The sequence below is a fragment of the Rhizobium sp. AAP43 genome, from assembly GCF_001296045.1.
GTDB lineage: Bacteria > Pseudomonadota > Alphaproteobacteria > Rhizobiales > Rhizobiaceae > Allorhizobium.
The window spans coordinates 143,715-168,406 of the sequence record NZ_LJHS01000055.1 but is presented as its reverse complement, the minus strand read 5'-3'; the positions used below and the strand labels follow the sequence as shown (position 1 = coordinate 168,406).

The following is a 24,692-nucleotide window of genomic DNA, read 5'->3' as shown; positions in this document are numbered from 1 at the left end:
ATCCTGCCGCTCGGCCCGGCACCTTCAACTGCGGTGGGCATACCGCTGGCGCAATCAAGATTGATGCTGTTTGGGCTTGCTGGCCTGATGACGGCCGCAGCAACGCTGACCGTTGGTCCGCTCTCTTTTGTCGGCCTGATGGCTCCTCATTTTGCAAGAGAAGCTGGTCTTAAACGTGCTCTGCCGCAAATGATCGGCGCAGCCCTTATCGGTGGGGGACTCATGGTCATCGCAGATTTCGTCGGCCGTACCATCGCAGCACCCTACCAGATCCCGGCCGGACTGGTCTCTGCCCTGCTTGGCGCGCCGTGTTTGATGTATCTGTTGAGTAGAAGACGCTAGGCTGCGTCAACGCGCTGAGATGGAGGGTCCCAAAACGTCCTGCCGCGTATCGAACAAGTGCCAAAGGCTGGCCCGACGTTCGGCAGGAGTAAGACGCGATGCATGGCATGCACCGTCGAAGAAGATAGCACGCAGCTGATTTGCTCATTTGTAGCAGGATGTTGCCGTGCACATGGCGAGAGCTACACGACCTTGACGCAGCCTATGTTCGAATTCTCAGACCAACAGATCGTTTCGTCTTTGCAGACGACGCAAACTCAGTGCGCCGAAACAGGCCGACACGTGACCCGATATCTCCATCAACTTCCTCTGGATTGCCTCAGTCGCGAGCCAGCGTCGGTATCGCCAAAAACACTCCGACCCAGTAATCGGCGCGCTCTGGTTTGCCGTTTCGCTCATCCGTCAATGCTCGTGTCAGCGCCTCCGAGCGTGCGAGATCCATGAAGACGTCGGAGAGAACTGCGGCAGCTTCCCTGGCTTCCGGTTCGCTGTGTTGCTTGTTCGATTTCGCATGGCGCATGGACCGAAACCTCCTGGCAAAAGCAGTAACAGGCGCGCTTTGTGCTGTCAGTCCCCGCATATGAGGGGACAGCGGGTTGCAAATAGGAAATTTCACCCTCAGATTGCAGGTAGTTGTTTCGGGGTGGGGGCCTCATGGAAGAGCTGATTTCAACGAACGTCTTGTTTGAAACTGCCTTTGGCTGGGTGCAAAATGCACCTGACGTCGAAACGTCCATCCAGGCCATCCGAGAGGTGTATCAGCTGGCGCATGTGACCTACCACATGGCCCAGACTGTGGCATCCAAGATTGATGCGCCGTTCGTCAGAACCACCTACCCGCCCGTCTGGGTGAGCCGGTATCTTTTGCAAGGATACGTCAACGTCGATCCTGTCGCAATTGAGGGGGTAACGCGGACACTTCCGTTTTTTTGGAGCGAACTCACTGCTGGCCCTGCCGCGATGCGCATGTTCGAAGATGCTGGCCGTCACGGGCTGTCGGGTGCAGGATATTCCATGCCTATCATCGACCGAGCTGGCCGACGGGCAATTGTGTCACTTAATGCTGACCTTGCGCCTGAGCCTTGGGCACTTCAGGTTTTCGCGAATCGAGGCCACTGGCTTGAACTCGCCCATCTGCTGCATTCGAAGGCTCTGGTCGAACTCTATGGCGAGGATGATCCTGCCCCGCCACTTGGGCCGCGGGAACGAGAATGTCTCCATTGGGCAGCACTCGGCAAGGATCACAAAGACATTGCTATCATTCTCGGCATCTCGGATCACACGGCGCGCGGGTATTTGAAGTCCGCGCGTTTTAAGCTCGCTTGCGCGAATATCCCGCAGGCGATTGCCAAGGCAATCAAGCTCCGGCTCATCAATCCAATTTGACCCCCTCATTTGCGGCGGCGCAGGGGTGGGAATATCGAATGAAGGCACAAGCCCACATGATGTCCCCACAATCCAGTTGAGGGGGTTTAATATGTTTATCACACTTCAGGCTCACCAATATTCCCAGTTTCCCGAACTCGTCGACCACATGTTCCGGCTGCGAAAAGAGGTCTTCGCGGATCGGCTCGGTTGGTCGGTTCCTGTTTGTGGCGACCACGAGCGAGACTGCTATGACGACCTTTTCCCAGTCTATCTTGTTTGGTGCAACAACCAGGGGACGCGACTTTACGGTTCGATGCGGCTGATGCCAACGACCGGTCCAACACTTCTCTATGACGTCTTCCACGCAACATTGCCGACCGATGTCAATCTCGTTGCGCCCGGCATTTGGGAAGGAACGCGCATGTGCATTGACGAGACCGCGATCGCTGAAGATTTTCCGGATCTTTCGCCGGCTGATGCTTTCAGCCGCCTGTTGCTGGCGCTGTGCGAATGCGCGCTCCATCACGGAATTGGGATGATGTTATCCAACTATGAACCCCACATGCGGCGTGTTTACCGCAGAGCGGGGGTCGCGGTCGACGAACTCGGTCGGGCAGAAGGATATGGCCGTTTGCCTGTTTGCTGCGGTGCGTTTGAAGTCTCAGGCGCCGTCTTGAACTCAATGCGGCAGGCAACTGGGATCACCGAGCCACTCTACGTCCATCATCCTGTTGCCGGTCGCCAAATGGCGATGGCGATAGCAGCCTGAAGCGGTCCGAAACCATGTCAGAGTCCCCTATGCAGACAGTCTGCAACCTGGTTGAGCAGGCTTATCTGATTGCGTTTGAATATCAGGAAATAGAGCTCATGCTGCATCTCGGTCTGGCGATACAACTGAGCATATCCAAAGCGGTCAGCGAAATGATCGAAGAGGCAGAAGAAGAGGATGCGGTCATCGATAGCGAGGATGATGACCTCAACACCGGCCCCGTTCTTCACTCCTAGCCGCCGCCCAAACTACGGTCACTAATCGATCGGCCATGCCGATCGCTTTACCGGATATTCACACCCCCTAACTGGCTTGCCGGGGTCGCGACACTGATCGTGTGATTGATCTGAGCGTTTCGAACTCCTCCCAATATGCGGAGGTGGTTCCGCGCTAAGATCAAGTATTGTTAGCTTTTTCTTCAACAGGCTGTCACAGAAGAGACTCCAAAAAACATGAAATTACTCATCAAGTTTAAACTTGACTCTTTTGGTATCCTTTAATACGACCCGCTCAGTCCACCAGTTCTGAGGGGTTAGAACCATGCTATTGCGGGCCATAGCGACGCCTTGCGCGTCCACGCTCCACCATGTCCAGATTTTGGCAGCAGGCGTTGCTGCAATCAGTCTTTGCCAGCCGGCCAATGGCTTGGCCGAGGACACCGTCCTTGATCAGATCGTGGTTTCGTCGCGATCTGACAAGAAGCTCCTCGATGTGCCGCAAAACATCACGGTCGTGACCCAGGAGCAGCTGGACGACTACAACATCCGAGACATTCAGGATCTCGTGCGGCGGGAACCCGGCGTTTCGGTCGCGAGGCAGACATCCAGCGTCAACCCTTGGGGACAGCTGACGAGCTTTTCGATACGTGGCATGAGCGGAAACCGCGTGCTGACCATGGTCGACGGTTCGCGCGTTCAGGAACTCATCACCGACGGCAGTCGTGACTTCTTCGACATGAGCAATTTCAAGGCGGTCGAGATCGTCCGTGGCCCCAATTCGGTCCTGTGGGGGGCCGACGCGCTCGGTGGCTCCGTCATGTTCCGCACGCTAGATCCCTCGGATCTACTTGCAGATGGCGACAAGCCCTGGGCGTTGGAGATGAAGACCAGCTATGACAGCTTCGACGATAGCTGGAATAAGCAGGTCACCGGCGCCTATGATTTCGGAGACCTGCAGATCCTCGGCAGCTACGGCCAGACATCCTCGCATGAGGCCGAGTTCAGCAACGCGCGAGCCGATGGCGGGATCTGGGGTTGCAGCCGGCTCTATCTGGGATGCAACGAGCTCTTCCCCGCCGACACTGATGTCGACAACGCACTTCTTAAGATGGTCTGGACGCCGGATGCCCAGAACACGGTGAAGCTGACGGGAGAGCTCTTCGGTCGCGCGACGGAAGTTCTCCAGCTCTACGACATGAGCGCCTCGGCCACGGGCATCCCGTCCACCAGCGCCTATATCAACGACCCCTATGTCCGCGATCTCGACATGAGCCGCAAGCGGATCGCGCTTGAGCACGAGTGGCTGGCGGATCTGCCCTGGCTCGACAGCCTGAATTGGCGCCTGTCTTACTCGCCCCAGGAGCGCGTAACCGACAGCGATCAGCGCCGCGTCTATTCGAACCGCGTCGAACTGCGCAATCAGTATCGTGACTACAGCGAGACTTTCCTGGAAGGCGACATCCAGCTGAAGTCGAGCTTTGATCTCGGTCCAACCCGTCACAGCCTGACTTACGGCTTCGATGGCGATCATACCAAGGGTGATTACGCGGGTATCAACACCACCTACAACTCCCTGACCGGGACGACGACGGTGGCCACCAACCAGGGCTTCAGCTTCCCCCGCGTCGAGACACAGCGAGCCGACGTCTACATCCAGGACGAAATCGGGCTTCTCGACGATCGCCTGACCCTGACACCGGGCCTCAGGCTCGCCACCTATTCGATCGACCCGACAGGGGATGCGACATACCCGGGGCTACCCGGCTATGCGCCCGCGAAAAAAGAGAGCACCGAGCTGCTGAAGGCCTTCAGCGCAACCTACAAGCTCGACGAGACCTACTCTGTCTATGCGTCCTACGGAGAGGGCTTCAAGATGCCGACATCGGCGCAGCTCTTCCAGTCGAGCACGGACATCTTCAGCGGCTCCTCCATCATCCCCAATCCCGACCTGCGACCAGAATCGGTTCAAAGCTACGAGATTGGACTTCGTGGTGAGTATGAGCGCGGCTTCTTCAGCGTGAACGGCTTTTATGCCGACTACAAGGACTTCATTCGCAGCCTTCAAGAAACAACGATCCTCGATGGCAGCGGCACACCGGTCACGGCCTATACCTCCAACAATGTCGAGGATGTCAGGCTCTGGGGTATCGAGTTCGGTGGCGAATACGAAGTTCTGGATTACACCACGCTCTCGGCCAATCTGAGCTGGAGCCAGGGGCGCCAGAGAGTCAGCGCATCCTCTGCTGAGACGGCCTTCGATGGTGCGACACCCTTTACCGCAGTCCTCGGCGTGAAGCACGAACTGCCGGATTACCACCTGCAATTCGAGCTGTTCGGCACCTTCGCTGCCGGCCGAACCGAGGCAAGCAACACCGCCTATTACCTGCCCTCCGGCTACGCGGTCTTCGATGCCTATGCCAAGTGGACCCCGCGAGAAAATCTGGAAGTGACCTTTGGCATCGAAAACATCTTCGACCGCCGATACTTCCCGAACACGCTGACCGGCTACAACACCGTCGCCGGCTCGGCTGCGGTTGCCAATGTCAATCCGCTGGAACTGCAAACGGGGGCCGGTCGCACATTCAAGGTCGGCGCGACGGTCAAGTTTTGAGCCATACCGGTGCCGGCTCAGCAGCCGGCACCACCCTTTTCAGAGGGAACATCATGTCGACCCTGTTTCAACAGTTCAAACGTCTGATCGGCATCTGCATCTCGGCTCCGGGAGGCAAGTTCAGCGTTGCGCTTTATGCCCTGGCCATCGCCCTCAATCTCGGCAGCGTCTATGCTGCAGTTCGTCTGGTCGAGTGGACGGGTCAATTCTATTCTGCCATCGAAAGGGTGGACGGACCCGAAGTGCTCCGGCAGATCGGTATCTTTGCCCTGATCATCGCTTTGAATTCCGTGCGCGGCCTGTCTTACGAATACCTGCGCAAGGTGCTGGAGATCCGCTGGCGGAAGGCTCTGACTGACCATGCGATCGCCTTGTGGACCCGCAACAAGGCCTTCTGGCACATGGCGGCTGACCCGGTCGATCGCATCGACAATCCCGACCAGCGAATTGCGGAAGACTGCCGCCTGTTTGCGCGCGGCCTGCTCGGCGAGACATTGGATTTGATCGGCGAGATCGTCGGCCTGTTTTCCTATCTGACAGTGCTCTGGGGGCTGTCCAACTTTGCCCTGTCGCTGGCTCCCCTCGGGCTGGACCTCGAGATCCCGCGCTACATGGTCTGGGCGGCCTTCCTCTATGTGGCGATCAGCAGCCTCATTACGCATCAGCTGGGTAAGCCGCTCAAGGGTCTGCTTGCCCAGCAACAGCACAAGGAGGCGAGCTTTCGGTTCGGCCTTGCTCGCTGGCGGACGGCTTTCGACGAGGTCGCACTTTCGAATGGCGAGGCGGCCGAACGGCGAAGCTTTTCTGCCCGCTTCGACGAGCTGGCTGCCAACTGGCGGCGACTGATCCGCGCGGAGCTCGTGTTGGGCAGCTTTACCTTCCCGTTCCGGCATTCTGTGCTCCGCATCCCGCTCTTCGTGGCGCTGCCGGGCTATCTGGCCGGTCATGTTGCCTTCGGTGGTTTGATGCAGCTCAGCATGGCCTTCTCCCAAGTAGTCACCACACTGTCCTGGTTCATCTTCTCCTATCGGGATCTCGCCGAACTTGTGGCCACGGCATCGCGCCTCGACGGTTTCCTTCAAGCCGCTGAGCGTCACGGATCGCATCCATCCCCAATTGCGAGGGTAAGCCAATCACAGTCCCTAAAGCTCCAGGAGATACAGGTTTGCTCGGCACAAGATGAGCTTCTCCTGAGCCTGCCTGATATTTCGCTCGATCCCGGCTCCACCTTGCTGCTTCGGGGGCGATCTGGAATCGGCAAGACGACGCTGGTCAAGCTTCTCGCCGGTTTCTGGCAGCATGGCTCCGGCTCAATCACACTTCCCTCGGACAAAGTGCTCTTCCTGCCGCAGAAGGCCTACATGCCGCTCGGCTCCCTGGCCGATGCCGCCGCCTATCCCTGCACGGTCGATGATTTCGGACAGGAAACCGTGACAACGGCTTTGCACGCTGTTGGTCTCGACCGAATGAAGGAACGTGCCTCGATCGAAGCCGAACGCGACCTTGCCTCGCTTTCGGGCGGTGAAATGCAGAGGCTCGCACTTGCCCGTATTCTGTTGCAACGACCGGATATTGCTATCCTCGACGAGGCGACCAGTGCGCTCGACCAGGCGGCCGAAACCGAGCTTATGGCACGGATCCGCGAGCATTTGCCGGACTTGATCCTGATCCTGATCTCACATCGCGTCCCCCAGACGCCATCCGACATGCAGATCCACGATATCGACAACCATCCGAAAGTGCTGGCTGTCGCCAGCTGACTCCATCCTCCATCGAACCCGTGACGGAAACAGACATGACCACCAACGAACCCGTAACCCGACACCACCTGCAGGCAAAGGCAGAGGATATCATCCGGCGGCTCCCCGACATGGGCAAGTTGATGATCATCGGAAAGGGCAATGGCGCGACCCACGAACGCATCGGCAAGGTCGAGATGGTCGGGGAAGTCTCGGGCCGCTTCGTCTGCGGTGGCGCTCATCACAAGTCCAGTATCGATCCGGCCTTGGTCTCCGAGATCGTCTTCGATATCTCCAGCATCATGCAGAACCAGGTGTATCCGCGTCTGGAATTCAACAAGGCTGACGGCGGCACGCTTTTCGCAGTGGTCGGCTTCGAAGGGCTCGAACCTTTTGCAAGCGCCTTGTCGGATCTGCAAAGGATTGCCGATCCGAAGAAGCGGGACCTCACCCGGCCTGACAGACCGGATCTGGACCCTGCCGATCCGGGACGTCTGCCACTTGATCTAGCCTTGGCCGAGGGCTCTACGATTACCATTCGTTATGACGAGCCCGGCTTCAGCCAGAGCTGGACAGGACAGGTCACCAAGGTCAGCCCTGGTATGGGCTTCATCAACATCATGACCGAGGATTTTCATCTGCATCTGCTCGGCGGCACTGTCGCGCGTTGGGAAGAGACAGAGGTAGCCGAGGGGCGGATGCGGCTTGCCGCCATCAACCCGGACGGGGAACAGGTCGGCTTGACCCTGCTGGTCCCAGCACTTGAAGATGCAGTTTGACGGGGAGACGCACATGCTGGACCATGAGCCGGGCAGTTGGCGGGACGGCCATACGGGCGAGATCCTGCAGCATCAGGCGCTGATGCAGACGCTTGCTGGAAAGCAGGCAGTCTTGCTTGGCGAGACCCATGACCGATATGATATCCACCGCTGGCAGCTGCACGTCATTGCAGCACTCCATGCTTACAAGGCTGATATCGTCGTCGGTTTTGAGATGTTTCCAAGACGCGTTCAACCCGCACTGGATCGATGGGTGGCGGGCGTGCTCACCGTCGAGCAGTTTCTCGATGAAGCGGAATGGGCAAAAGTCTGGGGCTTCCCGGCCGAACTTTACCTGCCGATCTTCCACTATTGCCGGCAGTTTCGTCTGCCGATGAAAGCACTCAATTGCCACCGACCGCTGGTGACGGAAGTTGGCAAGCTCGGGTGGGAGGCAATCCCGGAGGCGGAACGGGACGGGTTGACGCCGGCACGACCTGCGTCAGCAGCCTACCGCCAGTTCCTGTTCGATTATACGGGCGGCTCAAGGCCGGAACGCGCCGCACAACATCCGGATGATCCTCAGTTCGATCGATTTATTCGGGCCCAGCAGACTTGGGATCGGGCGTTTGCCTGCAATATCGCAACTGCGCTTGAGGCGGACCCGTCGGCTCTGGTCGTCGGCATCATCGGACGTGGCCATTTGGAATATGGCCATGGGACTCCGGCACAGCTGGCAGATCTTGGCGTCAAAAACGTTGCGGTTCTGTTACCTGGGGACGCGTCGGAATTTCAGCTGCAGACGCAACGTGGTATCGCGGAAGCAGTATTTCGCCTTGGAGGCTCAATCAATCTCACAAAGGCGTTGCAATCGAAGAATGAAATAGCACGTGAAAACTTGCCATTTTGATACCCTAAACCACGTACGGAATCCTTGGCACAATCCGGCACGCACATGATCAAACACTTGCATGATGGAGCTATTGGGCTATTTCGCGTTCGTTGCGGTTTTTGTGAAATGCCGTGAGTATTACATTGACGGCGTTGAATGAGGTGCGATCCTTATTCTTTACAGCTCAAGATCTCACTTCTGCGCCAGCTCGATCTCCGACCTGATCGCGTTGCTGAAATAGCGACCGAGCCAAGCGCGCGGCATGTGGCGCATGACGAAGTTGCGCACATGAAAGGCCAGGGCACCCTCCGGAATGAACACGGCTGCCATCTTGCGGCTGCGTGCCTGCAGGCGGCCGATGATCGGGCGCAGCCGCGCATCGTGGATCGCCAGGCCGTCGGAAAGACTGCCGGCTTCCATCAGCGCGCGCGACAGCATTTCGCCGGAGGCCAACGCCATGCCGGCTCCCTGACCCGACACCAGCGTCAGGCAATGGGCCGCATCGCCCAGCAACAGCACCCGACCCTTCGACCACGCCGGAAGATCGACCATGGTCAGGCTGTCGACGATGATCGGCTCTCCCTCGCCGGCCGCCTGATCCAGCAACTCGCGAACCTGGGGGTTGCTGTTTGCGCTGACGCCACGCAACAGGTCGACACGATCGCTCGCCCGTTCGAGATTGGCCCTGCCGTCGCGCCAGACATGCATGGCCGCGAGCCGCCCGTCATGCAGGGCATAATATTCCGCCAGATGGCCCGGTTCGGCATAGGAGACGAAATCGCTGGTGAAGTTCTTCGGGGCGCCGATGTCATAGACCGAGAAATAGTAGCCGAGCGGTTGCAGACAGCGGTCATCGGCACCGAAGATCCTCTGGCGAACGAAGGAGCGAAAACCATCGGCGCCGATCAGGAGGTCGGCCCTGACCGTCTCCCCTCCTGCCAGCGTGACAGCGACGCAATCGCCTTCGTCCTCGAAGTTCGCCACGGTTTCGCCGAAGCGGATTTCGACGGTCGATGGCAGGATTTCGGCGAGCGCCCGCACAAGATCGTTCCGCCGCACGGCGAGATAGGGCAGATCGCGGATGAAATCGCGGTAGCGCAGGCGCAGCAGTTCCCGGCCACGGCTGTCCTTGTAGACGTTCTCGTCGATCGTATAGGCAACGCTTGCGAGGCGGTCGTGCAATCCCATGCGCCTGAGAGTTTCATGACCAAGGCCGGACAGGCCGAGCATATAGCCATTCTCGCGCAGGTTTTCGGCGCGTTCGACGATCAGCGAGGACCATCCGGCCTTGTCCAGCCACCACGCGGCGGCAAGGCCGGCGACACCGGCGCCAACGATCACGGCAAGAGGTCTGGTCATGAGGGGCTTCCTTTGTTGAGACGACGTTCGAGCAAGACGAGAAGAGGTATTGCCGCCACGGCCGCGAGGCTCGCGAGAGCAAAGGTCGCCGCGTAGTCGGCCCGCGCGGCGATCAGGCCGGCCGAGAGGCCGCAGAACGCCGCGGCGATGGCGCTTGCGCATTGAAACAGGGTAAAGTCGACGCCCGGTTGCGACGGCGAGGCAAGCGACATCAGGCGCGCGTAGCTGACAACGAAGCCGGCCGCCATGACCGCGCCCTGCAGCACGAACAACCCGACAAGCAGCGGCAGGCTGCGAACGCCGACGACCATGGACAGCGCCACGAGTCCGAGCGTAACTCCACCAAGGCCAGAGACGGCAAGCATGGCGCGACGCGGTCCGAGGCGCTGGGCGCCGATCCCGCCGATCACGGTGCCGCACAGTCCGGCGGCCACGCCGCCGACACCATTGACCAGGCCGAGCGTCGCCAGCGACAGGCCCGCGTCGATGAGAAAAGGACCCGCCAGCGCCTGGGCGATCCGCCCGCCAAACTCGAAGGCGATCGTCATGGCGATGCCGATCCGGACCTCACGGTTTCGCAAACCGTTCAACAATCCCGGTGTCGCCGTGGTCGCAAGCGCCGGGCCAATCTCCTCCCGCGCGATCACGATCGGCAGGCTGAGCAGAAGGACAATGCCGGAAAGCATGAAACAGGCCTGTTGCCAACCGGACGCCGACACGGCCCACACGAACAACCCGCTGCCGAAGATCATGCCAAGATAGCCGCCGCCGACCTGGGCCATGTTGGCGAGGCCGCGCCGGTGTTCGGGGAACTGCTCGATCAGGAAGGCGTCGCAGACGATGTCGACGGTGGCGGAGGCAATCGCCATCAGGATCAGAAGCGCCAAAAGACCATTGAACGACACTTCGCCATTGAACCCGATCACGATCAAGGCGAGCGCCACCACGACCTCGCCGACAATGATCATCCGGCGTGAGCGGCGGCGACCGCCTCGACCGAGGCGGAAGCGTTCCACCGGGGCGGCCCAGAGGAATTTCAGCGCCCAGACCAGCATGGCCAGCGACACGAGACCGATCCGGTCGAGCGCGACGTTCTCCGCGCGCAGCACGGCGGGCAGGCCGAGAAAGGTCAGCCCGCCGACCAGGCTCTGCGCGGTATAGACGCCTCCCGCGGCGACGAGCAGCCGCGACAGCGACGAAGGAACCGGCCGGGTCATGGACCTTAGAACTCCTTGCGCAGGGTCAGGCCCAAGGTGCGTCCCTTGCCCAGCGTGCCGAGTTCGTAAGTGCCGTTGGAATAGCCGGAGGTCTTGTAGGGCGTATCGGCGATGTTCTGGACATAGAGCCTGGCGGACAGACCGTCGTCCTTGGCGAAGTCGAAACTGGCGTCGAACGTGGCGTAGGCATCCTGGCCGCTGCTGTTGGCCTCGTCGAAATAGGTCTGCGAATAGGCATTGGCACCGAGATTGGCCGTCAACCGCCCGTCGAACCATTCCCCCGACACGAGATAGGCGATGTTGACGTGCGCGGTCACATCCGGCGCGTAAGGAACGCTGTTGCCGTCGTAGGAAACGCCCGTGTAGGGATCGGTGAAATCGGTGAACTCCGAGCGGCCGAACGCCGCATTGCCGGTCAAGGTCAGCCGATCCGTCGCCCGCCACGCGGCCTCGAGCTCGATGCCGGTGCTGACGGCCACGCCGGCATTGCGGATGAACTGCTGGCCGATCATGCCGACATAGATCTGCTTGTCGGAGGAGCGGATGTGATAGACCGTCGCGGACAGATCCAGATCGCCGTCCAGCAGCGTCGATTTCACCCCGGCCTCGAAATTCCAGGCGGTTTCGGCGTCGTAGGACGCCGCATCGATCGTCGAGGAAATGCTGTGGTTGAAGCCGCCCGGCTTGTAGCCGCGCGAGATGACGCCGATCAGGCGCATGTCCGGCGACAACTGGTAGCCGGCCGCGAATTTGGGCTGCAGGCTGGTGAAATCAGCCTTTTCCTCGAAATCAAACCCCATGCCGGTGCCAAAGCTGTCGGCGCGGTAGGCATCAATGCTCGATCTGTCATAGGTGGCGCGAAGGCCGCCCGTCAGGTCCAGCCGGTCATTGGCGTGCCATGTCAGCTCGCCGAAGGCAGCGACGCTGTCGCTCACGACATTGTTGGTCGAGGCACCGTAATAGGGCGCGATCGCGCTCTTCCAGCCCATGAAATCATTGTGGCTGTACCACACGCCGCCGACGCCGCTGACGATCTCGCCCTCATAGGCAAGCCGCAACTCCTGCGAGATCGTTTCGTCCTCCTGTGGCCACGCATAGCGCGAACCGGCACCGGCGGAAAAATCGCGGCGCACGTCGCTGTTCTGGTAGCTGGTGATGCCGGACAGGGTGAAATCGCCAAACCGGTAGTTCCACTGTCCCGACACGCTGGTGAGATCGCGCTCGAGAAGCGGAATATCGCCGTAGAGATCGCTGCGATAGATGCGGTCGTCGACATCGGCATCGAAGGAATAAAGCTCCTCGTGCGACGAGAGCCGCTCCCTGGAATAGCTCAGCGCGGCATCGAAATCCCCGCCGACCGGCGCATAGCGCAGCGTCGCGCGACCATAACCGTTGTTGGAGGTATTGACGTCGTCCTTTCCGGTGGCGGCATCGTCGATATCTCCGGAAAAGTGCTCAAACTTCGCGGCATAATCGAGATAGAGCGTGTCCGGCAGCAGGACAGCGGCGCCACCGACCTCGACCGTAGGCTCGTCCGGCGAAACATTGGTTTCGACGTAGAAGCGATTGGCATCACGTTTCTTGGTGACGATGTTGATGACGCCGCCATAGGCATTGGCGCCGTAAAGCGTGCCCTGCGGACCACGCAGCAGCTCGACCCGCTCGACATCGGCCAGCATTTGCGAATAGGCCGAGGGAAGCTGCGGCACGCCATCGACATAGACCTGCACCGTCGGATTGAAATAATCGGGCGAGGACATGCCACGCACGGTGACATTGGCATAAACCCGGTTGCCGCGATTGCCCATGCTGAAACCGGGAAACACTTTCTGCAGATCCTCGACGGTGGCGATGCCGCGCGCGGCCAGCTCCTCGCCGCTGACAACCGTCACGGATGCATCGACCTTGCCGAGTTCCTGCTCGCGCTTGCCGGCCGTCACTGTGATGGCATCGAGAACGGTTTCACCGCCACCATCCTGGGCGAGCACCGGCGGTCCACCCCATGCCGGCAGGCAGACAGAGGCCATCAGAACCAGTTTTGACAAGCGCGACATATTGAAACCCCACAGCGATCGAAATAAACTTGATTTTTCTATTCCAGTTTATGCCGCCGGGGGCTAACGTTTTCCGGACTGGAATTGACGGAAGCCGGACTAAAACCGTTTACGAAAGCCAGGCCAGATGAATTTCTCCGATAGGTCACAGAGTGCAAACGAGATCGCCGGGGCGGATTCCATCCCGCACGGCTGGATGGAAAGCGTTGATTCTGAGATCGACCAGCTCGGCTGGCGCGCGGCGACACGGGTGGAGCAACCCGGCAGTGACGTGACGATCTACATGATCGACGTGATGCCGGAGGAGGATCTGGTCTTCCACCCGGAAGGGCCTGCCACATTCTCCCTGTCGATCTTCCTCGACGGAGCCGGCACGCTTTCGGTCGATGGCGCGCGGCCGTTCGCGATGCAGTCCGGCTCGGCCATCTTCTTTGCCTGCAACCGCAAGACCCGGGGGGAGAACAGGGTGAGGTTCGGCAAACGCCTGCGCGTTGTCGACATTCGCGTGGAAAAGCCCCTGCTCGAACGTCTGGGCGGCATTTCGCTGGCGCGGCTCGGCGGCGCCCTGATCACCGAGCACAGCCTTCCCGACCAGGACGTATTCCTGATCGGCTTCAAGGCCCCGCCGGAACTGATGAGCGTGGCCACGAACCTGCTGCAATGCCGCTTCGAGGAAGGCGTGGCGCGCCGTGCCTATCTGTACAGCAAGGCGATAGAGGCCCTGAGCCTGGGATTGGAAGCCGTCACCCGGATGGAAGCCGGAACGAAGGTCAAGCCGCCGAGCGAGGACGATCGACGGCGGCTCGATCTGGCCGTGGCGCTGATTGAGCGGCAATACAGCACCGACTGGACCATAGCCCGCCTGTCCCGCGAGGTCGGTCTCAACGAGCGCCGTCTCAAGGAAGGCTTTCGCCACGCGATCGGCAAGTCGGTCCACGCCTATCTTAGAACCACGCGCCTCGATGCGGCGGCGGCCCTGCTGTCAGCGGGCGCCAGCGTCACCGAGGCCGCCTATGCCGTCGGCTTCGACAATCTCAGCCATTTCAGCAAGGCGTTTCGCGAACACAAGGGCGTTCTTCCGAGTCGCTGGTCCGAAAACCGACAAATCCGGTAGGCGTTTTTTTGCGTCACGCGACTACGATGGCTAATTTGTCCCACTTTTAAGAACATATGGTGACCACGCGGCGAGGATGGATGTTTTTCGCCGAATGGCCCGAGATCGGGGCTGTCGGTCGGGGTCCAGATGTAATCTCCGGTCACGCTGATAGGCTGCCAGCCGAGTGGGGCTATGCGATTGACCACATCCAGAGGCGTTTCAATGCGTTGACGACGGTACGGCGGCGTACCGCAGCTAATAGTCAGTTTCTCTTCAACGATGCCAGTGGTGACCTGCCACCCTTATTGTCCGCATTTACAAGTTAGCTCTGTCCATGCGTGTAGCAGATAATTTGACGTAAATCCGATTCCGCATCTGAGAAGAATGATCCGGCGAAATATCAAATTACGGACCGCCAAAGACCATCATGCTGCAAATTCCAAGCGAGAACCTGGGAAGCTTTGTAAAAGAAGCTCGACTTGGTTTACGTCGCTCAGAAGGCAAGCTGTCGTTGAGAGCGCGTCTGCAAGCGCCGCATTGGGTGCTGAGATCGACACGGCGCGCCAAAGGGCCGATGCTGGTGTTCCGCTGACGGGATCGAGAATATGCCCCTGTCGTCCGGCAGCGTCAAATGTTGTACCGAGAGGAGACGATGTGGCGAGAGCTCGTTGCCGCAAGTCGACAAACCCACCGCCTTCGAGTCGAACGGGCCAGTCGTCTCCAGCCGGATTGCCACCAAGGGCGCGGAACTCGCCTGTGTCGATCAGAATATCTGTAAGGCCTTCGGCCTCCAGCAAGGCAGCTACCCGGTCGGCGACGTAGCCTTGGCCAATGCCGTTCAAAGTCAGTGCCATGCCCGGGTGCAGACTAATTCTCGCCCAATCGATCTGTATCTTTCCCCAGCCAACAAGCGCTTTCGCCGCCTCGATAGCGCGGACATCTGGCTGCTTGCCGCGAGCCGCGGCTTCTGCCCAGACTACCCAGAGCGGTTGCACGGTCGGGTCAAACCTCCCGCCGCTTGCGCGGCTAACGGAGCTGGCAAGAGATAAACACTCCAGCAGTTCAAAAGGCGGCTCGACAAGATGACCCTGCCGGTTGAGCCGTGTCAGCGCGCTATCTGCTCGATAAAGGCTGAGAATATCTTCCAGCCGATCGATTTCGGCCATGACGCGGGCGGCAATAGCTTCACTGTTTGGATGGTCGATGCGGATAGAGGCGCGCGCGCCAAGCGCCTGCCCGGTCCAGAGTTTCGAGGTCTGCGGATTGGCCCGCGCCACGGCTGGCAGAAGAGCCAAAGCGGCGGAAATCGTGATCATTCGGCGGCGGGTTATCGGCATGGCTCAGCCTCCAGCTTTGTTGGGCAGGGCGCGCAGGCGGTTCTCAAAATCACTGTCGCCGCTCTCGGGGTTAGGGTGGGGCTCGACCTCGACCGGGGTCCGCACCATATCGTCGGTGATCTCGGCAAAGGACAACACCCGCCCCCCCTCGACACGGGCGAACTCCTCCGCCTTTTCGCGGCTTGAAAACGGCACGGTCTCCGGAGCACCCATGCCGCCCTGCCGGACCGAACCGACGACATAGACGGCCTTGTCGACGGCGATCCAGTTGCCGTCGCCGGGATGATCCCATGTCGCGCCCGGTGCCGCCATGTCGTTGACATAGACGGTGACGATCGGCGCCATCTGCTCGGGCCCGCGCATATAGGCGATGGCGTCACGCACCTGGCTGAAGAACAGGGGCGCCGGCATGCCCTCCAGAAAAACCTGGCCCTTGGGACCCGGATGCTCCAGCAGGTTCATCTGGCAGTAATGGCCAAGCGTCTCGGCCGTCATGTCCCTGGGCGTCGTATCCTGCGCGGCCTTCTCCTGGCAGGCGGAAAGCAGCGCCAGCGAGGCGAGGATGACGAGGGAGTGAAGCGAATGTCTCATGCGCCGTCTCATGGCGTCACCTTTCGAAACGCGGCAAGCGCAAGCGAGATCGCCAGCAGCGGCCAGGCAAACAGCGAGGCGGCCGATTGCCAGAGCGGGATGGCGTCCGCGGCACCGCCGATTCCGCCGGCGGCCGCGACCGCCTGACCGGCAGACAGATTGAAGACGCGGAAGGCATCGGCGGGATTGGTCAGCAGGGCGACCGGCAGGGCCTGCGTGGTGAACGACCCGCCGCCATCGGTAACGATCAGTGCCAGAAGCGCCAGATCGTAGAGCACGACGGCGAGCAGCCAGAGCGCGATCGCAAGACCCGCCGCCCCGGAGGGACGCCGTGCCAGAGCCGACAGCGCATAACCCGCACCAAGGAAAGTCGCGCCCAAAAGAACCGAGGACCAGATCAGCCGCCACAGCGAGCCTATGCCCTGGATCGCGCCCGGATCGGACCACACCGCCACCACCAGCGCCGCGCCATAACCGAGCGTCACGGCCAGTGCGAGGATTGCCAGATGCGCCAGAAGCTTGCCAAGCAGGATCTGCAGGCGCGACACCGGATAGGTTAGAAGCAGCGGCAGCGTGCCGCGCTCCACCTCGCCAGCCACGGCATCGAAGCTCATCAACAGCGCGAGCAGCGGCACGAGGTAGACGGCCAGCGAGGTCAGCGAGGCGACCGTTACCGACAGCCGGTCGACGCCGACATCGCCAGTCGGCGCGGAACCGGCGGCGGCCAGCACCAGCGCGAACAGCACCATCATGCCAGTGGCGATCAGCACCCAACGATTGCGAAAGGCGATGCGGAATTCGGATGTGGCGGTGGCGAGGATGCGGCTCATTGCCCGTCCCTCCGGCTGAAATGGCTGTAGATATCCTCGAGGCTCGGCGGGATCACATCGAAGTCGGCGACGTCCGCGCCACGCGCCGTGATCCGGGCGAGCAGCGGCAGCTTCTCCGCCTGCGCGCAGGAGATGCGCAGCAGCCCGTCGGCGCCGACAACGGCCTCCGGAAAGGCGGCCGCGAGCGGTGCCGCATGGGCTGCCGCCGGGCGAACGAGGAGCATGATCGGCAGGGCGGCCCGTGCGCGCAGATCGGCAAGCGTGCCCTCGGCTACCAATTGTCCGCCGGACAGGATCAGGATGCTGTCGGTGCGCGCCTCGACCTCGGTCAGGACATGCGAGGACAACAGGATCGCGGTGCCGTCTGCCGAAAGACCGTCGAGCAGGTCGTAGAAATCCCGACGCGAAACCGGATCGAGGCCCGAGGTCGGCTCGTCGAGCACCAGAAGACGCGGCCGGCCGATCAGGGTCTGGGCGAGGCCGACGCGCTGGCGCATGCCCTTGGAATAGGTGCCGATCCGCCGCCGCGCCGCATGGGCAAGGCCGACGCGGGCCAGAAGCTCCGGCGCGATACGGGGATTTTCCCCGCGAAGCGAAAGATAGTGGCGGATCTGTTCCTCGCCGGTAAGCGCCGGATGAAAGGCGACGTTTTCCGGCAGATAGGCCACCTGCATGCGCGCGGCAGCCGAACCCGGCGCCTCGCCGCAGACCGAAACCTCACCGCTGTCGAACGGGATCAGCCCGAGGATGATCTTCATCATCGTCGACTTGCCGGCGCCGTTATGTCCCAGCAACGCGGCACGCTTTCCCGGCTGCAAGGTCAGCGAGACCTTCTTCAGCGCCTCTACGGCCTGAAAGCGCTTAGTGAGCCGAGAGATTGTCAGGGTCGGTGTCATCATAATTTCCTTCGGCCCAGCGGTCGGCGGCCTCGGCTTCGTAGCCGAGTATTTCGGGAGTGACGGCGATCCTCAGGGGGCGCATCAAGGGCGCGCTGTCACGCACCCCGCCGGGCAGTGTCGCGGGGAAATCCCTCTGGCTCCAGCGCACCAGCTGCACGGCCGGCGATCCGATCAGGAGGCTTGCGGCGGGCTGCGACCAGAGGATCTGGTCCATCATGTCATTCGGGCGATAGAAGCTGTCGGCGACGCCATCGCCATTGAGATCGAAGGCCGGATGGTCGGACCAGAAATTACCCCTGCCCTCATGGCTCCATTCCATGTTGCGGGTGCCGACATATTTCACCTGCTCGCGATTGGCGATGAAGGCGTTGCCGGTCAAAACGTTCTTCTCCGAACCGGCGGTGAAGTGAATACCGATGTCGCAGCCCTCGAACCGGTTGTCCCAGATCAGGTTCTTGTGGGCGTTGTAGATGAAGAAGCATTTCTTCGTGCCGCCGCGCACCAGATTGCCGGTGACGTCGGCATTGTTGGCATAGTTCAGCATGAGCCCGTGCTCACGGTCGCCGAGGCTCAAATTGTTCAGGATTTTTGCCTGGTTCGAGAACATGATGGCAAAGCCGAGATGGTTTCCGATCGAGATATTGCCGGAGACCTCGGTGTTGCGGGTGTACATGAAATGCACGGCAAAGCGCAGGTCGCGCATGACATTGCCGCGATAGGTGCTGTTGGAGCTGGCATTGGAGAAGATGCCGTCGCGACCGAAGCGGATGACATTGTTCTCCAGCAAGGTGCCGGGGCTGTTCCAGACATAGATGCCGTTGCCGCGCTCGTTCATCCGCGGGCTGTTGGTGCCGGTGATCTCGTTTCCGGTCACCACCGCGTCGCGGCCGCCATGCACGTCGATGCCATGCATGTTGCCGGTGACGCGCAGCTTTTCGACATGGGCGCGGTCGGCGCCCTTTTCGATCTTCACGCCGGCGTCGAGGTTCTCATTGATCCGGCCCGAGCCGGTCACGGTGAACCCGGCCAGGCGGACATCGGGCGCGGTAATCGTCATCACGCTGCCCGAGCCCTGGCCATCGACGACCGCGCCGCGCGGGCCGGTGATGACAAGGGACCGGCCGATGGTGACGGGGCCGAGATAGGCCCCGTCGGTCAGTGTCAGCACATCGCCGGGCGCCGCCCCGGCGATGGCGGCCGCAAGACTGCCCGTGCCCGGCGCGACCATGCGCTCCTCCGCAGCAAGCGGCGAAGCGAGAACAAGACCGATCAGGACAACGGGCAACCGCATGGCTCAGGCGCCCTTCGGCTCGACGAACATGCGTCCGCGCATTTCCATGTGCAGGGCATGGCAGAACCACTGGCAATAGTACCAGTAGACGCCCGGATTGGCGGCGACGAAGGTGACCGAGCTGGTCTGCTGCGGGCCGATCTCCATGGCCACGCCGTGATTGCCCATGGTGAAGCCGTGCGTCAGATCGTCGATGTCGTCGAGATTGGTGACGATCACCGTGACCTCGTCGCCTTCCTTGACCGTGAAGCTCTCCTGGCTGAAGGCCGGAGCGACCGAGGTCATGTAGACGCGCACCTTGTTGCCGTCGCGGATCACCGCATCGGTCCACTCGTCGATGTTGACGCCATCGGCCTCGGCCTGCTTGCGGGTTTCGGCCCAGAGCGGGTCCTTGCGGTCCCAGGTCGAGCGGATGTTCGGCAGGATCGACGGCGCGACCGCGATCGCGTCGTGCGGCTCGGCAAAGTTCGGGCCATCATGCACGAGCTTCATCTTGTCGCCGGAAATGTCGATCAGCTGGTCGTTTTCCGGCTTCAGCGGGCCGACGTTCAAGAAGCGGTCCTTGGAGAACTTGCACAGGCACACCAGCCAGTCGCTGGTGGCGTCGAGCGTTTCGCCCATGACCGTCTTCAGGTGGCCCGGCTGATACTGGACGTCGATCTTGTCCCTGATCGGATTAATCTTCTCGCCGGCATAGGCCTTGATCGCGTCCTCGATGTTCCACTTGGCCACCTGGCTGTCGAGGAAGAGCGAGGTATAGGCATTGCCGCGACCGTCAAAGGCCGTGTGCAACGGGCCGAGCCCGAGTTCCGGTTCGGCGACGACCGCGCTGCGCGGTTCGGCATTGTCATAAAACAGCGCGTCGAACTTGGTCACGTCCAGCACGGTGACAGTCGGCGAAAGCTTGCCGCCGATGCACAGATGCTTCTTGTCCGGCGCCATGTTGCAGCCATGCGGATTGTTGGCGATCGGGATATAGCGAGTGAAGAGGGACTTGGCTTCCTTGCGGCCATCCAGCACCTTGACGCCGTTGACCTCCTCGAACTGACCGGCAACAATCGCCTTCTCAATCTCGGCCAGATTGAAGATGACGACATGGTCCATTTCGGACTTGGTCATCTCTTCCAGCGTCATGCCCATTTCGGAATTGTAGCTGGTCGAGAAGGCCCATTTGCCCTCATAGTCCGCATCGCAATTGTCGAGATTGCCCGAAACCTTGACCTGCCAGGCGACATCCCACTTTTCAGCATCGACGGCGGTGAAGATGTTCACATAGGTCGAGACGTCCGTCATCGTCGAGCCGTCATTGTTGAGCGGCGCTTCGTCCTCGCCATTGCAGAAGACGTAGTTGGTCTTCGGCCACTTCTGCGGACGCATGCCATGGATGCCCTTGGCATTCGGGATTTCCAGGATGGCGTCGGTCTTCATCACGTCACAGCGAACGCGGGCCACGCGGGTATTGGCCTTGTCGTTCATGAACAGGAAGCGTCCGTCATACTTTCCCTCGGTGAAGGACATGTGGACGTGGTGCAGATCGCCATTGTCATGGATCTTCTTGCCGTTGGCGGCGAGCTGCTTCTTGGTCTTCTCAGACATGGTCCGCTGGTGGATGCGGATCGATTCATTGGTCTGGCCCCAGCCGGTGGCCGAGCAGCGGTTGAACACCGGAACACGCATCAGTTCGCGCATCGAGGGGATGCCAAGAATGCGCATTTCGCCCGTTTGCCCAGAGGACCAGAAGCCGTAATAGTCGTCGAGCTTGCCAGGCGAGACGGAGCCATCGCCTTCGGCAGCAGCGAGCGCCGGTGTCGCCGCAACTGCGGCTCCAAGGCCTAGCGCGCCGGCCCCCATACTTCCGGCAAGAACGGCCGTGCCGGCCGTGGCGCTGAACAGCTCTCGCCGGCTCAGGCCTTTGGTTTCTTTCGTTTCCATCGTCGGTGTCCTTCTTCAGTTAGATTTTGCTTCGGTTAGACTTTGGCTGGGGATGGGCTGATCGATGCTCCGCCGGGGCTCGCTGCAAGTTTTGCCCGCGACTTCATCCTTTTGATCACCACGGGACAGACGGTTTCGGACTGATAGAGCACCTGACAGTGGAGGCAGTTTATGCACTCGTTGGGGTTGATCTCGCCGGTCTTGTGAATGGCCTGTACCGGACACTGATTGGAGCAGGTCTGACAGGGGTTGCCGCATTCGTGGTAACGCTTCAACCAGTCGAACATACGCATGCGCGCCGGGATCGCGAGCGCTGCACCAAGCGGGCAGAGATAGCGGCAGTAGAAGCGCTCGACGAACAGGCCGGCGACCAGAAGCGCTACCGCATAGGCGACGAATGGCCAGGCCCGGATGAACTTGAGGATGATCGCCGTCTTGAAGGGTTCGATCTCGGCCAAGTGCTCGGCCTGCTCGACGCTCATCAGAGAGACCCCGAACAGGCCGAGGAAGATCATGTATTTGAGCGGCCACAGCCGCTCATGCAGCCACCACGGCAGCGTCCATTGCGGGATGTGCAACCTGCGGGCGATCTGGTTAGTCAACTCCTGCAATGCGCCAAACGGGCAAAGCCACCCGCAATACGCACCGCGGCCCCAGAATAGCAGCGCAGCCGCCACCGAGAACCAGAGGATAAAGGTCAACGGATCGAGCAGGAAAGCCTGCCAGGAAAAGCCGGTGACCAGGCTGCCAAACAGGGCCATCAGGTTGACCACCGAGAGCTGTGCATTGGCATACCAGCCGAGGAAGACCAGTGTCACCGTGAGGAAGGCGATACGGAAAATGAAAAAGGCTCTCGCATTCCTGACGGCATAGGTCTGGAAGAAGAACACTGCCGTCAGCAAGAACAGCATGGCGCCGAGAACGGTGATCTCCAGCCTTTTGTCGCGCCAGATGCGCTTCCACAGGTCCGCTTGGGCAGAGCCCTCGTCACGATCCGCGACGCTAGCGACCTCGAGCGCCGGCTGGGCGACGGCCTTCAGGTATTTCTGCGGCAGTTGGTAGCCGAGGTCGAAGGTATGGAAAACCTTTTCGATCGGTCCAACCTCGCGATGCGCCAGAAGCTGGATACGGAAAGGCTTGGTCGGATCGAAGCCGACATTGGCGGGAATCCGAAAGACGTCCATCTCAGTGAATTCGGGCGTGCCGGAAAGCGCAATCCCTCCCAGACGACGATGATCACGATCGCGAAAGCGAACCGAGACGTCGTCCTGGATCAGAACGATGCGGTCGAAAATGCCGCCGCGCACATAACCAGATCCTTTGAAGGAGTAGAGCCCTCTGCCGGCGATGGCGATGGCGTTTTCGCCCTCCTTCAGCCAAGTCTCCAGATTGGCCTGCTCGGCTTGCCCGAGCAGGGCCTTGCCGATCGATGGCACTGAGGCCAGCGCCACATGCATGTCGATAAATGTGGTTTCCGGCGGCTCTGTCAGGGCCCGCTCGCGCGCCCGCGCATCAGCATGCTCGGCAAAGGCTGCATTGACCTGCGCCACATCGAGGGACAATCGGCGGATGGTGCCGTCACCCTCGGCCTCGATCCAGTCGGACGGTGAGGTGGCATCAAGATCAACGGTGAATCGCGGGCCGGACTGTTCGCTTTCCGGTGCCAGGCCGCCAAGCCCAAGCGCGCGCGCCACCTTCAAGCCAGACCGGACGATGGAATCGTCAATCACCATCACGGTAACGGTGGCGCCGGAGATGATGTCCAAATCATGTGCGGTACCGCCGGATTTCGCCTCCGCGGCGAGGTCCAGTCCAGCATAGGCGGAAACCAGGCCCTTGACCTTGGCTTCGGGGATGCCGATCAGCACGATGGGTTCAGAATGCTTGACCAATTGCACGCCGATGATCTTGACGTCGAGACCAACTGCCACCAGCGTGTGGATCGGCTTGCCAGAATAGCCAGTCGTGCCGACGAAATCAGAGGTAGCAAACACCCAGCCCACAGTCTCGCCGCCCTTCAACACGGGCGCGGCCGCCAGGTCTGCGCGGATGGGACCGAAACTGTCGGCGTCCGGCACGAGATCAGAGACCTTGGCCGCAGGCAGATACTGTTGCAGCACCGATGCCGCGCTGGCTGAGTAAGCCAGGCATAGGGAGGCGCAGAGCAGCATGACCAGACGGAAGAGTTTCATTCCAGATTTCCCGCAAATCGTTGCAGGAGCATTGGCGTCTTCCGGGCGCAGGATCGTTGCGCTAGATCAAGCATACAGACAATTCGCGAATGATTGCATGCGACTGACAAACGTCGGTCAAGTGCGCAACGAGACAGCGGCAGACTGCTGCCGCCAGGCCGCGATCAACCTCTCGACTTCCCCGACGAACAGTGACATTGCAGGCTTCGGCGACGAGCAGAGCCGGGTCCCATCTAGAGTTTAGACAGTCAGTGGCGGTGACACATGAAAAATGAGAGCAGCGCGAAGCGGGAGCGTTTAGACCGCCCTGCCCTCGGCGTCACATTGCGCATTCTCTCCGGTGCGCTGTTTGCGGCTATGGCCATATTTGTCAAAGCGGTGTCTGCCGATGTCCCGGTCGGACAGATCGTGTTCTTTCGGTCAGCGTTTGCGCTCATTCCGCTCGTCGTTTTCCTCTGGATGAGAGGGGAGTTTCCTGGCGGGCTAGCGACAAGGCGGCCGCTCGATCACCTGCTGCGATCGGCACTCGGCGCAGCGGCCATGTTTGCATCCTTCGCCTCGATTGCCCGTCTGCCACTCGCGGAGGCAACCTTGCTTGGGTACCTCTCTCCGATTTTCACAGCGATTGCGGGCGTAGTCATCCTTTCAGAACGGGCCACGGTCTGGCGGGCAGTAGGGGTGATCCTGGGCACTCTTGGCGTGGTGGCACTTGTATGGCCCGAACTTGGTCAATCAACGGCGGACGAAACCCGCCTGATCGGTTTCGGCTTTGGTCTCCTAATGGGTCTGCTCACCGCATTCGCCTTGATCATGGTCCGCAGCCTAAGTCGGACAGAAAGTCCAGGCGCCATCGCATTCTATTTTGTCGTGGCCTCCATGATCGGCGGCATCGCGACGCTGCCATTCGGCTGGGCGACGCCGAGCCTATCTCAATTTCTCTACCTGGTAGGAGCCGGCATTTTCGGGGGCTTTGCACATATCTGCATGACGCTGGCCTTTCGCTACACGGAAGCCTCGCGTCTTGCCCCTTTCGAGTATCTGGCAATCCTTTGGCCGATCCTGGCCGATCTCATCCTGTTTGGCGAGCCACTGACACATCCCTTTCTCCTCGCCCTACCACTGGTTCTGGCAGGTGCCGTCGTTGCGGCGCTCGAGGTAAGTCGGCGCGCCTCGATCCTTAAAGACTAAGCCGAATTG

The 24,692-nt window shown here is 60.7% G+C and carries 21 protein-coding genes; 10 read left to right on the top strand and 11 right to left on the bottom strand.

The window, feature by feature from the left end; translation table 11 throughout:
* Window positions 1-342: iron chelate uptake ABC transporter family permease subunit (locus tag IP76_RS21215; protein WP_156318676.1), on the top strand; the 342-nt coding region annotated here is incomplete at its 5' end.
* Between the two features lie 319 nt (window positions 343-661).
* Here IP76_RS21215 and IP76_RS21210 read toward each other — a convergent pair.
* Window positions 662-862 carry a hypothetical protein gene (locus IP76_RS21210; protein WP_054160224.1) on the bottom strand — a complete coding sequence of 67 codons (201 nt, stop codon included), beginning with the start codon at window positions 860-862 and terminating at the stop codon, window positions 662-664.
* A gap of 134 nt (window positions 863-996) precedes the next feature.
* Here IP76_RS21210 and IP76_RS21205 point away from each other — a divergent pair, with 134 nt between their 5' ends.
* From IP76_RS21205 to IP76_RS21175, 7 genes are all read left to right on the top strand, one after another.
* A complete protein-coding gene (locus IP76_RS21205; protein ID WP_054160223.1) occupies window positions 997-1,728 on the top strand; it encodes a LuxR family transcriptional regulator in 732 nt (243 codons plus the stop codon).
* A gap of 91 nt (window positions 1,729-1,819) precedes the next feature.
* Window positions 1,820-2,479 carry an acyl-homoserine-lactone synthase gene (locus tag IP76_RS21200; RefSeq protein ID WP_054160222.1) on the top strand — a complete coding sequence of 220 codons (660 nt, stop codon included), beginning with the start codon at window positions 1,820-1,822 and terminating at the stop codon, window positions 2,477-2,479.
* A 29-nt stretch (window positions 2,480-2,508) separates the two neighbouring features.
* A complete protein-coding gene (locus tag IP76_RS21195) occupies window positions 2,509-2,715 on the top strand; it encodes a hypothetical protein (protein ID WP_054160221.1) in 207 nt (68 codons plus the stop codon).
* 304 nt (window positions 2,716-3,019) lie between these two features.
* Window positions 3,020-5,308: a TonB-dependent hemoglobin/transferrin/lactoferrin family receptor gene (locus IP76_RS21190; protein ID WP_054160220.1), complete on the top strand. Its 2,289-nt coding sequence runs from the start codon at window positions 3,020-3,022 to the stop codon at window positions 5,306-5,308.
* Window positions 5,309-5,361: 53 nt separating this feature from the next.
* Window positions 5,362-7,068: an ABC transporter ATP-binding protein/permease gene (locus IP76_RS21185; RefSeq protein ID WP_054160219.1), complete on the top strand. Its 1,707-nt coding sequence runs from the start codon at window positions 5,362-5,364 to the stop codon at window positions 7,066-7,068.
* A gap of 35 nt (window positions 7,069-7,103) precedes the next feature.
* On the top strand, window positions 7,104-7,826 hold the full coding sequence (locus tag IP76_RS21180; RefSeq protein ID WP_054160218.1) for a hypothetical protein: 723 nt from the start codon (window positions 7,104-7,106) through the stop codon (window positions 7,824-7,826).
* Between the two features lie 13 nt (window positions 7,827-7,839).
* Complete coding sequence (locus tag IP76_RS21175; RefSeq protein ID WP_054160217.1) at window positions 7,840-8,715, top strand: ChaN family lipoprotein; 876 nt, start codon at window positions 7,840-7,842, stop codon at window positions 8,713-8,715.
* 174 nt (window positions 8,716-8,889) lie between these two features.
* On the opposite strand, the gene IP76_RS21170 is transcribed toward IP76_RS21175, so the two are convergent.
* The 3 genes from IP76_RS21170 to IP76_RS21160 are packed head-to-tail and all read right to left on the bottom strand — an operon-like array spanning window position 8,890 to window position 13,327.
* Window positions 8,890-10,056 (bottom strand): FAD-dependent monooxygenase, encoded by a 1,167-nt coding sequence (locus IP76_RS21170; protein ID WP_054160216.1) that lies wholly within the window; start codon window positions 10,054-10,056, stop codon window positions 8,890-8,892.
* The gene (locus IP76_RS21165; protein ID WP_054160215.1) at window positions 10,053-11,273 is read right to left on the bottom strand and encodes an MFS transporter; all 1,221 of its coding nucleotides are present in this window, start codon (window positions 11,271-11,273) and stop codon (window positions 10,053-10,055) included. Before IP76_RS21165 ends, IP76_RS21170 begins: the two co-directional genes overlap by 4 nt.
* Before the next feature lie 5 nt (window positions 11,274-11,278).
* Entirely contained in the window at window positions 11,279-13,327 is a 2,049-nt protein-coding gene (locus IP76_RS21160; protein ID WP_245281530.1) for a TonB-dependent receptor, read from the bottom strand.
* 127 nt (window positions 13,328-13,454) lie between these two features.
* Here IP76_RS21160 and IP76_RS21155 point away from each other — a divergent pair, with 127 nt between their 5' ends.
* Entirely contained in the window at window positions 13,455-14,441 is a 987-nt protein-coding gene (locus IP76_RS21155; protein WP_054160213.1) for an AraC family transcriptional regulator, read from the top strand.
* A gap of 407 nt (window positions 14,442-14,848) precedes the next feature.
* On the opposite strand, the gene IP76_RS21150 is transcribed toward IP76_RS21155, so the two are convergent.
* Genes IP76_RS21150 through IP76_RS21120 form a run of 7 tightly spaced genes read right to left on the bottom strand, consistent with a single transcriptional unit; the run spans window position 14,849 to window position 23,495 of the window.
* The gene (locus IP76_RS21150) at window positions 14,849-15,760 is read right to left on the bottom strand and encodes an FAD:protein FMN transferase (RefSeq protein WP_082352660.1); all 912 of its coding nucleotides are present in this window, start codon (window positions 15,758-15,760) and stop codon (window positions 14,849-14,851) included.
* 3 nt (window positions 15,761-15,763) lie between these two features.
* A complete protein-coding gene (locus IP76_RS21145) occupies window positions 15,764-16,351 on the bottom strand; it encodes a nitrous oxide reductase accessory protein NosL (protein WP_054160212.1) in 588 nt (195 codons plus the stop codon).
* 8 nt (window positions 16,352-16,359) lie between these two features.
* On the bottom strand, window positions 16,360-17,181 hold the full coding sequence (locus IP76_RS21140) for an ABC transporter permease (protein ID WP_054160211.1): 822 nt from the start codon (window positions 17,179-17,181) through the stop codon (window positions 16,360-16,362).
* The gene (locus IP76_RS21135) at window positions 17,178-18,077 is read right to left on the bottom strand and encodes an ABC transporter ATP-binding protein (protein ID WP_054160210.1); all 900 of its coding nucleotides are present in this window, start codon (window positions 18,075-18,077) and stop codon (window positions 17,178-17,180) included. The genes IP76_RS21140 and IP76_RS21135 overlap by 4 nt, the downstream gene beginning before the upstream one ends.
* Window positions 18,043-19,371 carry a nitrous oxide reductase family maturation protein NosD gene (locus IP76_RS21130; protein ID WP_054160209.1) on the bottom strand — a complete coding sequence of 443 codons (1,329 nt, stop codon included), beginning with the start codon at window positions 19,369-19,371 and terminating at the stop codon, window positions 18,043-18,045. Before IP76_RS21130 ends, IP76_RS21135 begins: the two co-directional genes overlap by 35 nt.
* A 3-nt stretch (window positions 19,372-19,374) precedes the next feature.
* A complete protein-coding gene (gene nosZ / locus IP76_RS21125) occupies window positions 19,375-21,303 on the bottom strand; it encodes a TAT-dependent nitrous-oxide reductase (RefSeq protein ID WP_054160208.1) in 1,929 nt (642 codons plus the stop codon).
* Between the two features lie 35 nt (window positions 21,304-21,338).
* Entirely contained in the window at window positions 21,339-23,495 is a 2,157-nt protein-coding gene (locus IP76_RS21120) for a NosR/NirI family protein (RefSeq protein ID WP_054160207.1), read from the bottom strand.
* Window positions 23,496-23,759: 264 nt separating this feature from the next.
* On the opposite strand from IP76_RS21120, the gene IP76_RS21115 reads away from it, so the two are divergent.
* Window positions 23,760-24,683 carry a DMT family transporter gene (locus IP76_RS21115; RefSeq protein ID WP_054160206.1) on the top strand — a complete coding sequence of 308 codons (924 nt, stop codon included), beginning with the start codon at window positions 23,760-23,762 and terminating at the stop codon, window positions 24,681-24,683.
* Window positions 24,684-24,692 lie beyond the last annotated feature (9 nt).

Bases quoted from the DNA above. Each gene is read 5' to 3' on its own strand.
- IP76_RS21130 (WP_054160209.1), bottom strand. From the start codon at position 19,371: ATGCGGTTGCCCGTTGTCCTGATCGGTCTTGTTCTCGCTTCGCCGCTT.
- IP76_RS21115 (WP_054160206.1), top strand. From the start codon at position 23,760: ATGAAAAATGAGAGCAGCGCGAAGCGGGAGCGTTTAGACCGCCCTGCC.
- IP76_RS21190 (WP_054160220.1), top strand. From the start codon at position 3,020: ATGCTATTGCGGGCCATAGCGACGCCTTGCGCGTCCACGCTCCACCAT.
- IP76_RS21205 (WP_054160223.1), top strand. From the start codon at position 997: ATGGAAGAGCTGATTTCAACGAACGTCTTGTTTGAAACTGCCTTTGGC.
- IP76_RS21180 (WP_054160218.1), top strand. From the start codon at position 7,104: ATGACCACCAACGAACCCGTAACCCGACACCACCTGCAGGCAAAGGCA.
- nosZ (WP_054160208.1), bottom strand. From the start codon at position 21,303: ATGGAAACGAAAGAAACCAAAGGCCTGAGCCGGCGAGAGCTGTTCAGC.
- IP76_RS21155 (WP_054160213.1), top strand. From the start codon at position 13,455: ATGAATTTCTCCGATAGGTCACAGAGTGCAAACGAGATCGCCGGGGCG.
- IP76_RS21135 (WP_054160210.1), bottom strand. From the start codon at position 18,077: ATGACACCGACCCTGACAATCTCTCGGCTCACTAAGCGCTTTCAGGCC.
- IP76_RS21160 (WP_245281530.1), bottom strand. From the start codon at position 13,327: ATGTCGCGCTTGTCAAAACTGGTTCTGATGGCCTCTGTCTGCCTGCCG.
- IP76_RS21150 (WP_082352660.1), bottom strand. From the start codon at position 15,760: ATGCCGATAACCCGCCGCCGAATGATCACGATTTCCGCCGCTTTGGCT.
- IP76_RS21175 (WP_054160217.1), top strand. From the start codon at position 7,840: ATGCTGGACCATGAGCCGGGCAGTTGGCGGGACGGCCATACGGGCGAG.
- IP76_RS21170 (WP_054160216.1), bottom strand. From the start codon at position 10,056: ATGACCAGACCTCTTGCCGTGATCGTTGGCGCCGGTGTCGCCGGCCTT.
- IP76_RS21195 (WP_054160221.1), top strand. From the start codon at position 2,509: ATGCAGACAGTCTGCAACCTGGTTGAGCAGGCTTATCTGATTGCGTTT.
- IP76_RS21140 (WP_054160211.1), bottom strand. From the start codon at position 17,181: ATGAGCCGCATCCTCGCCACCGCCACATCCGAATTCCGCATCGCCTTT.
- IP76_RS21200 (WP_054160222.1), top strand. From the start codon at position 1,820: ATGTTTATCACACTTCAGGCTCACCAATATTCCCAGTTTCCCGAACTC.
- IP76_RS21120 (WP_054160207.1), bottom strand. From the start codon at position 23,495: ATGAAACTCTTCCGTCTGGTCATGCTGCTCTGCGCCTCCCTATGCCTG.
- IP76_RS21145 (WP_054160212.1), bottom strand. From the start codon at position 16,351: ATGAGACATTCGCTTCACTCCCTCGTCATCCTCGCCTCGCTGGCGCTG.
- IP76_RS21210 (WP_054160224.1), bottom strand. From the start codon at position 862: ATGCGCCATGCGAAATCGAACAAGCAACACAGCGAACCGGAAGCCAGG.
- IP76_RS21165 (WP_054160215.1), bottom strand. From the start codon at position 11,273: ATGACCCGGCCGGTTCCTTCGTCGCTGTCGCGGCTGCTCGTCGCCGCG.
- IP76_RS21185 (WP_054160219.1), top strand. From the start codon at position 5,362: ATGTCGACCCTGTTTCAACAGTTCAAACGTCTGATCGGCATCTGCATC.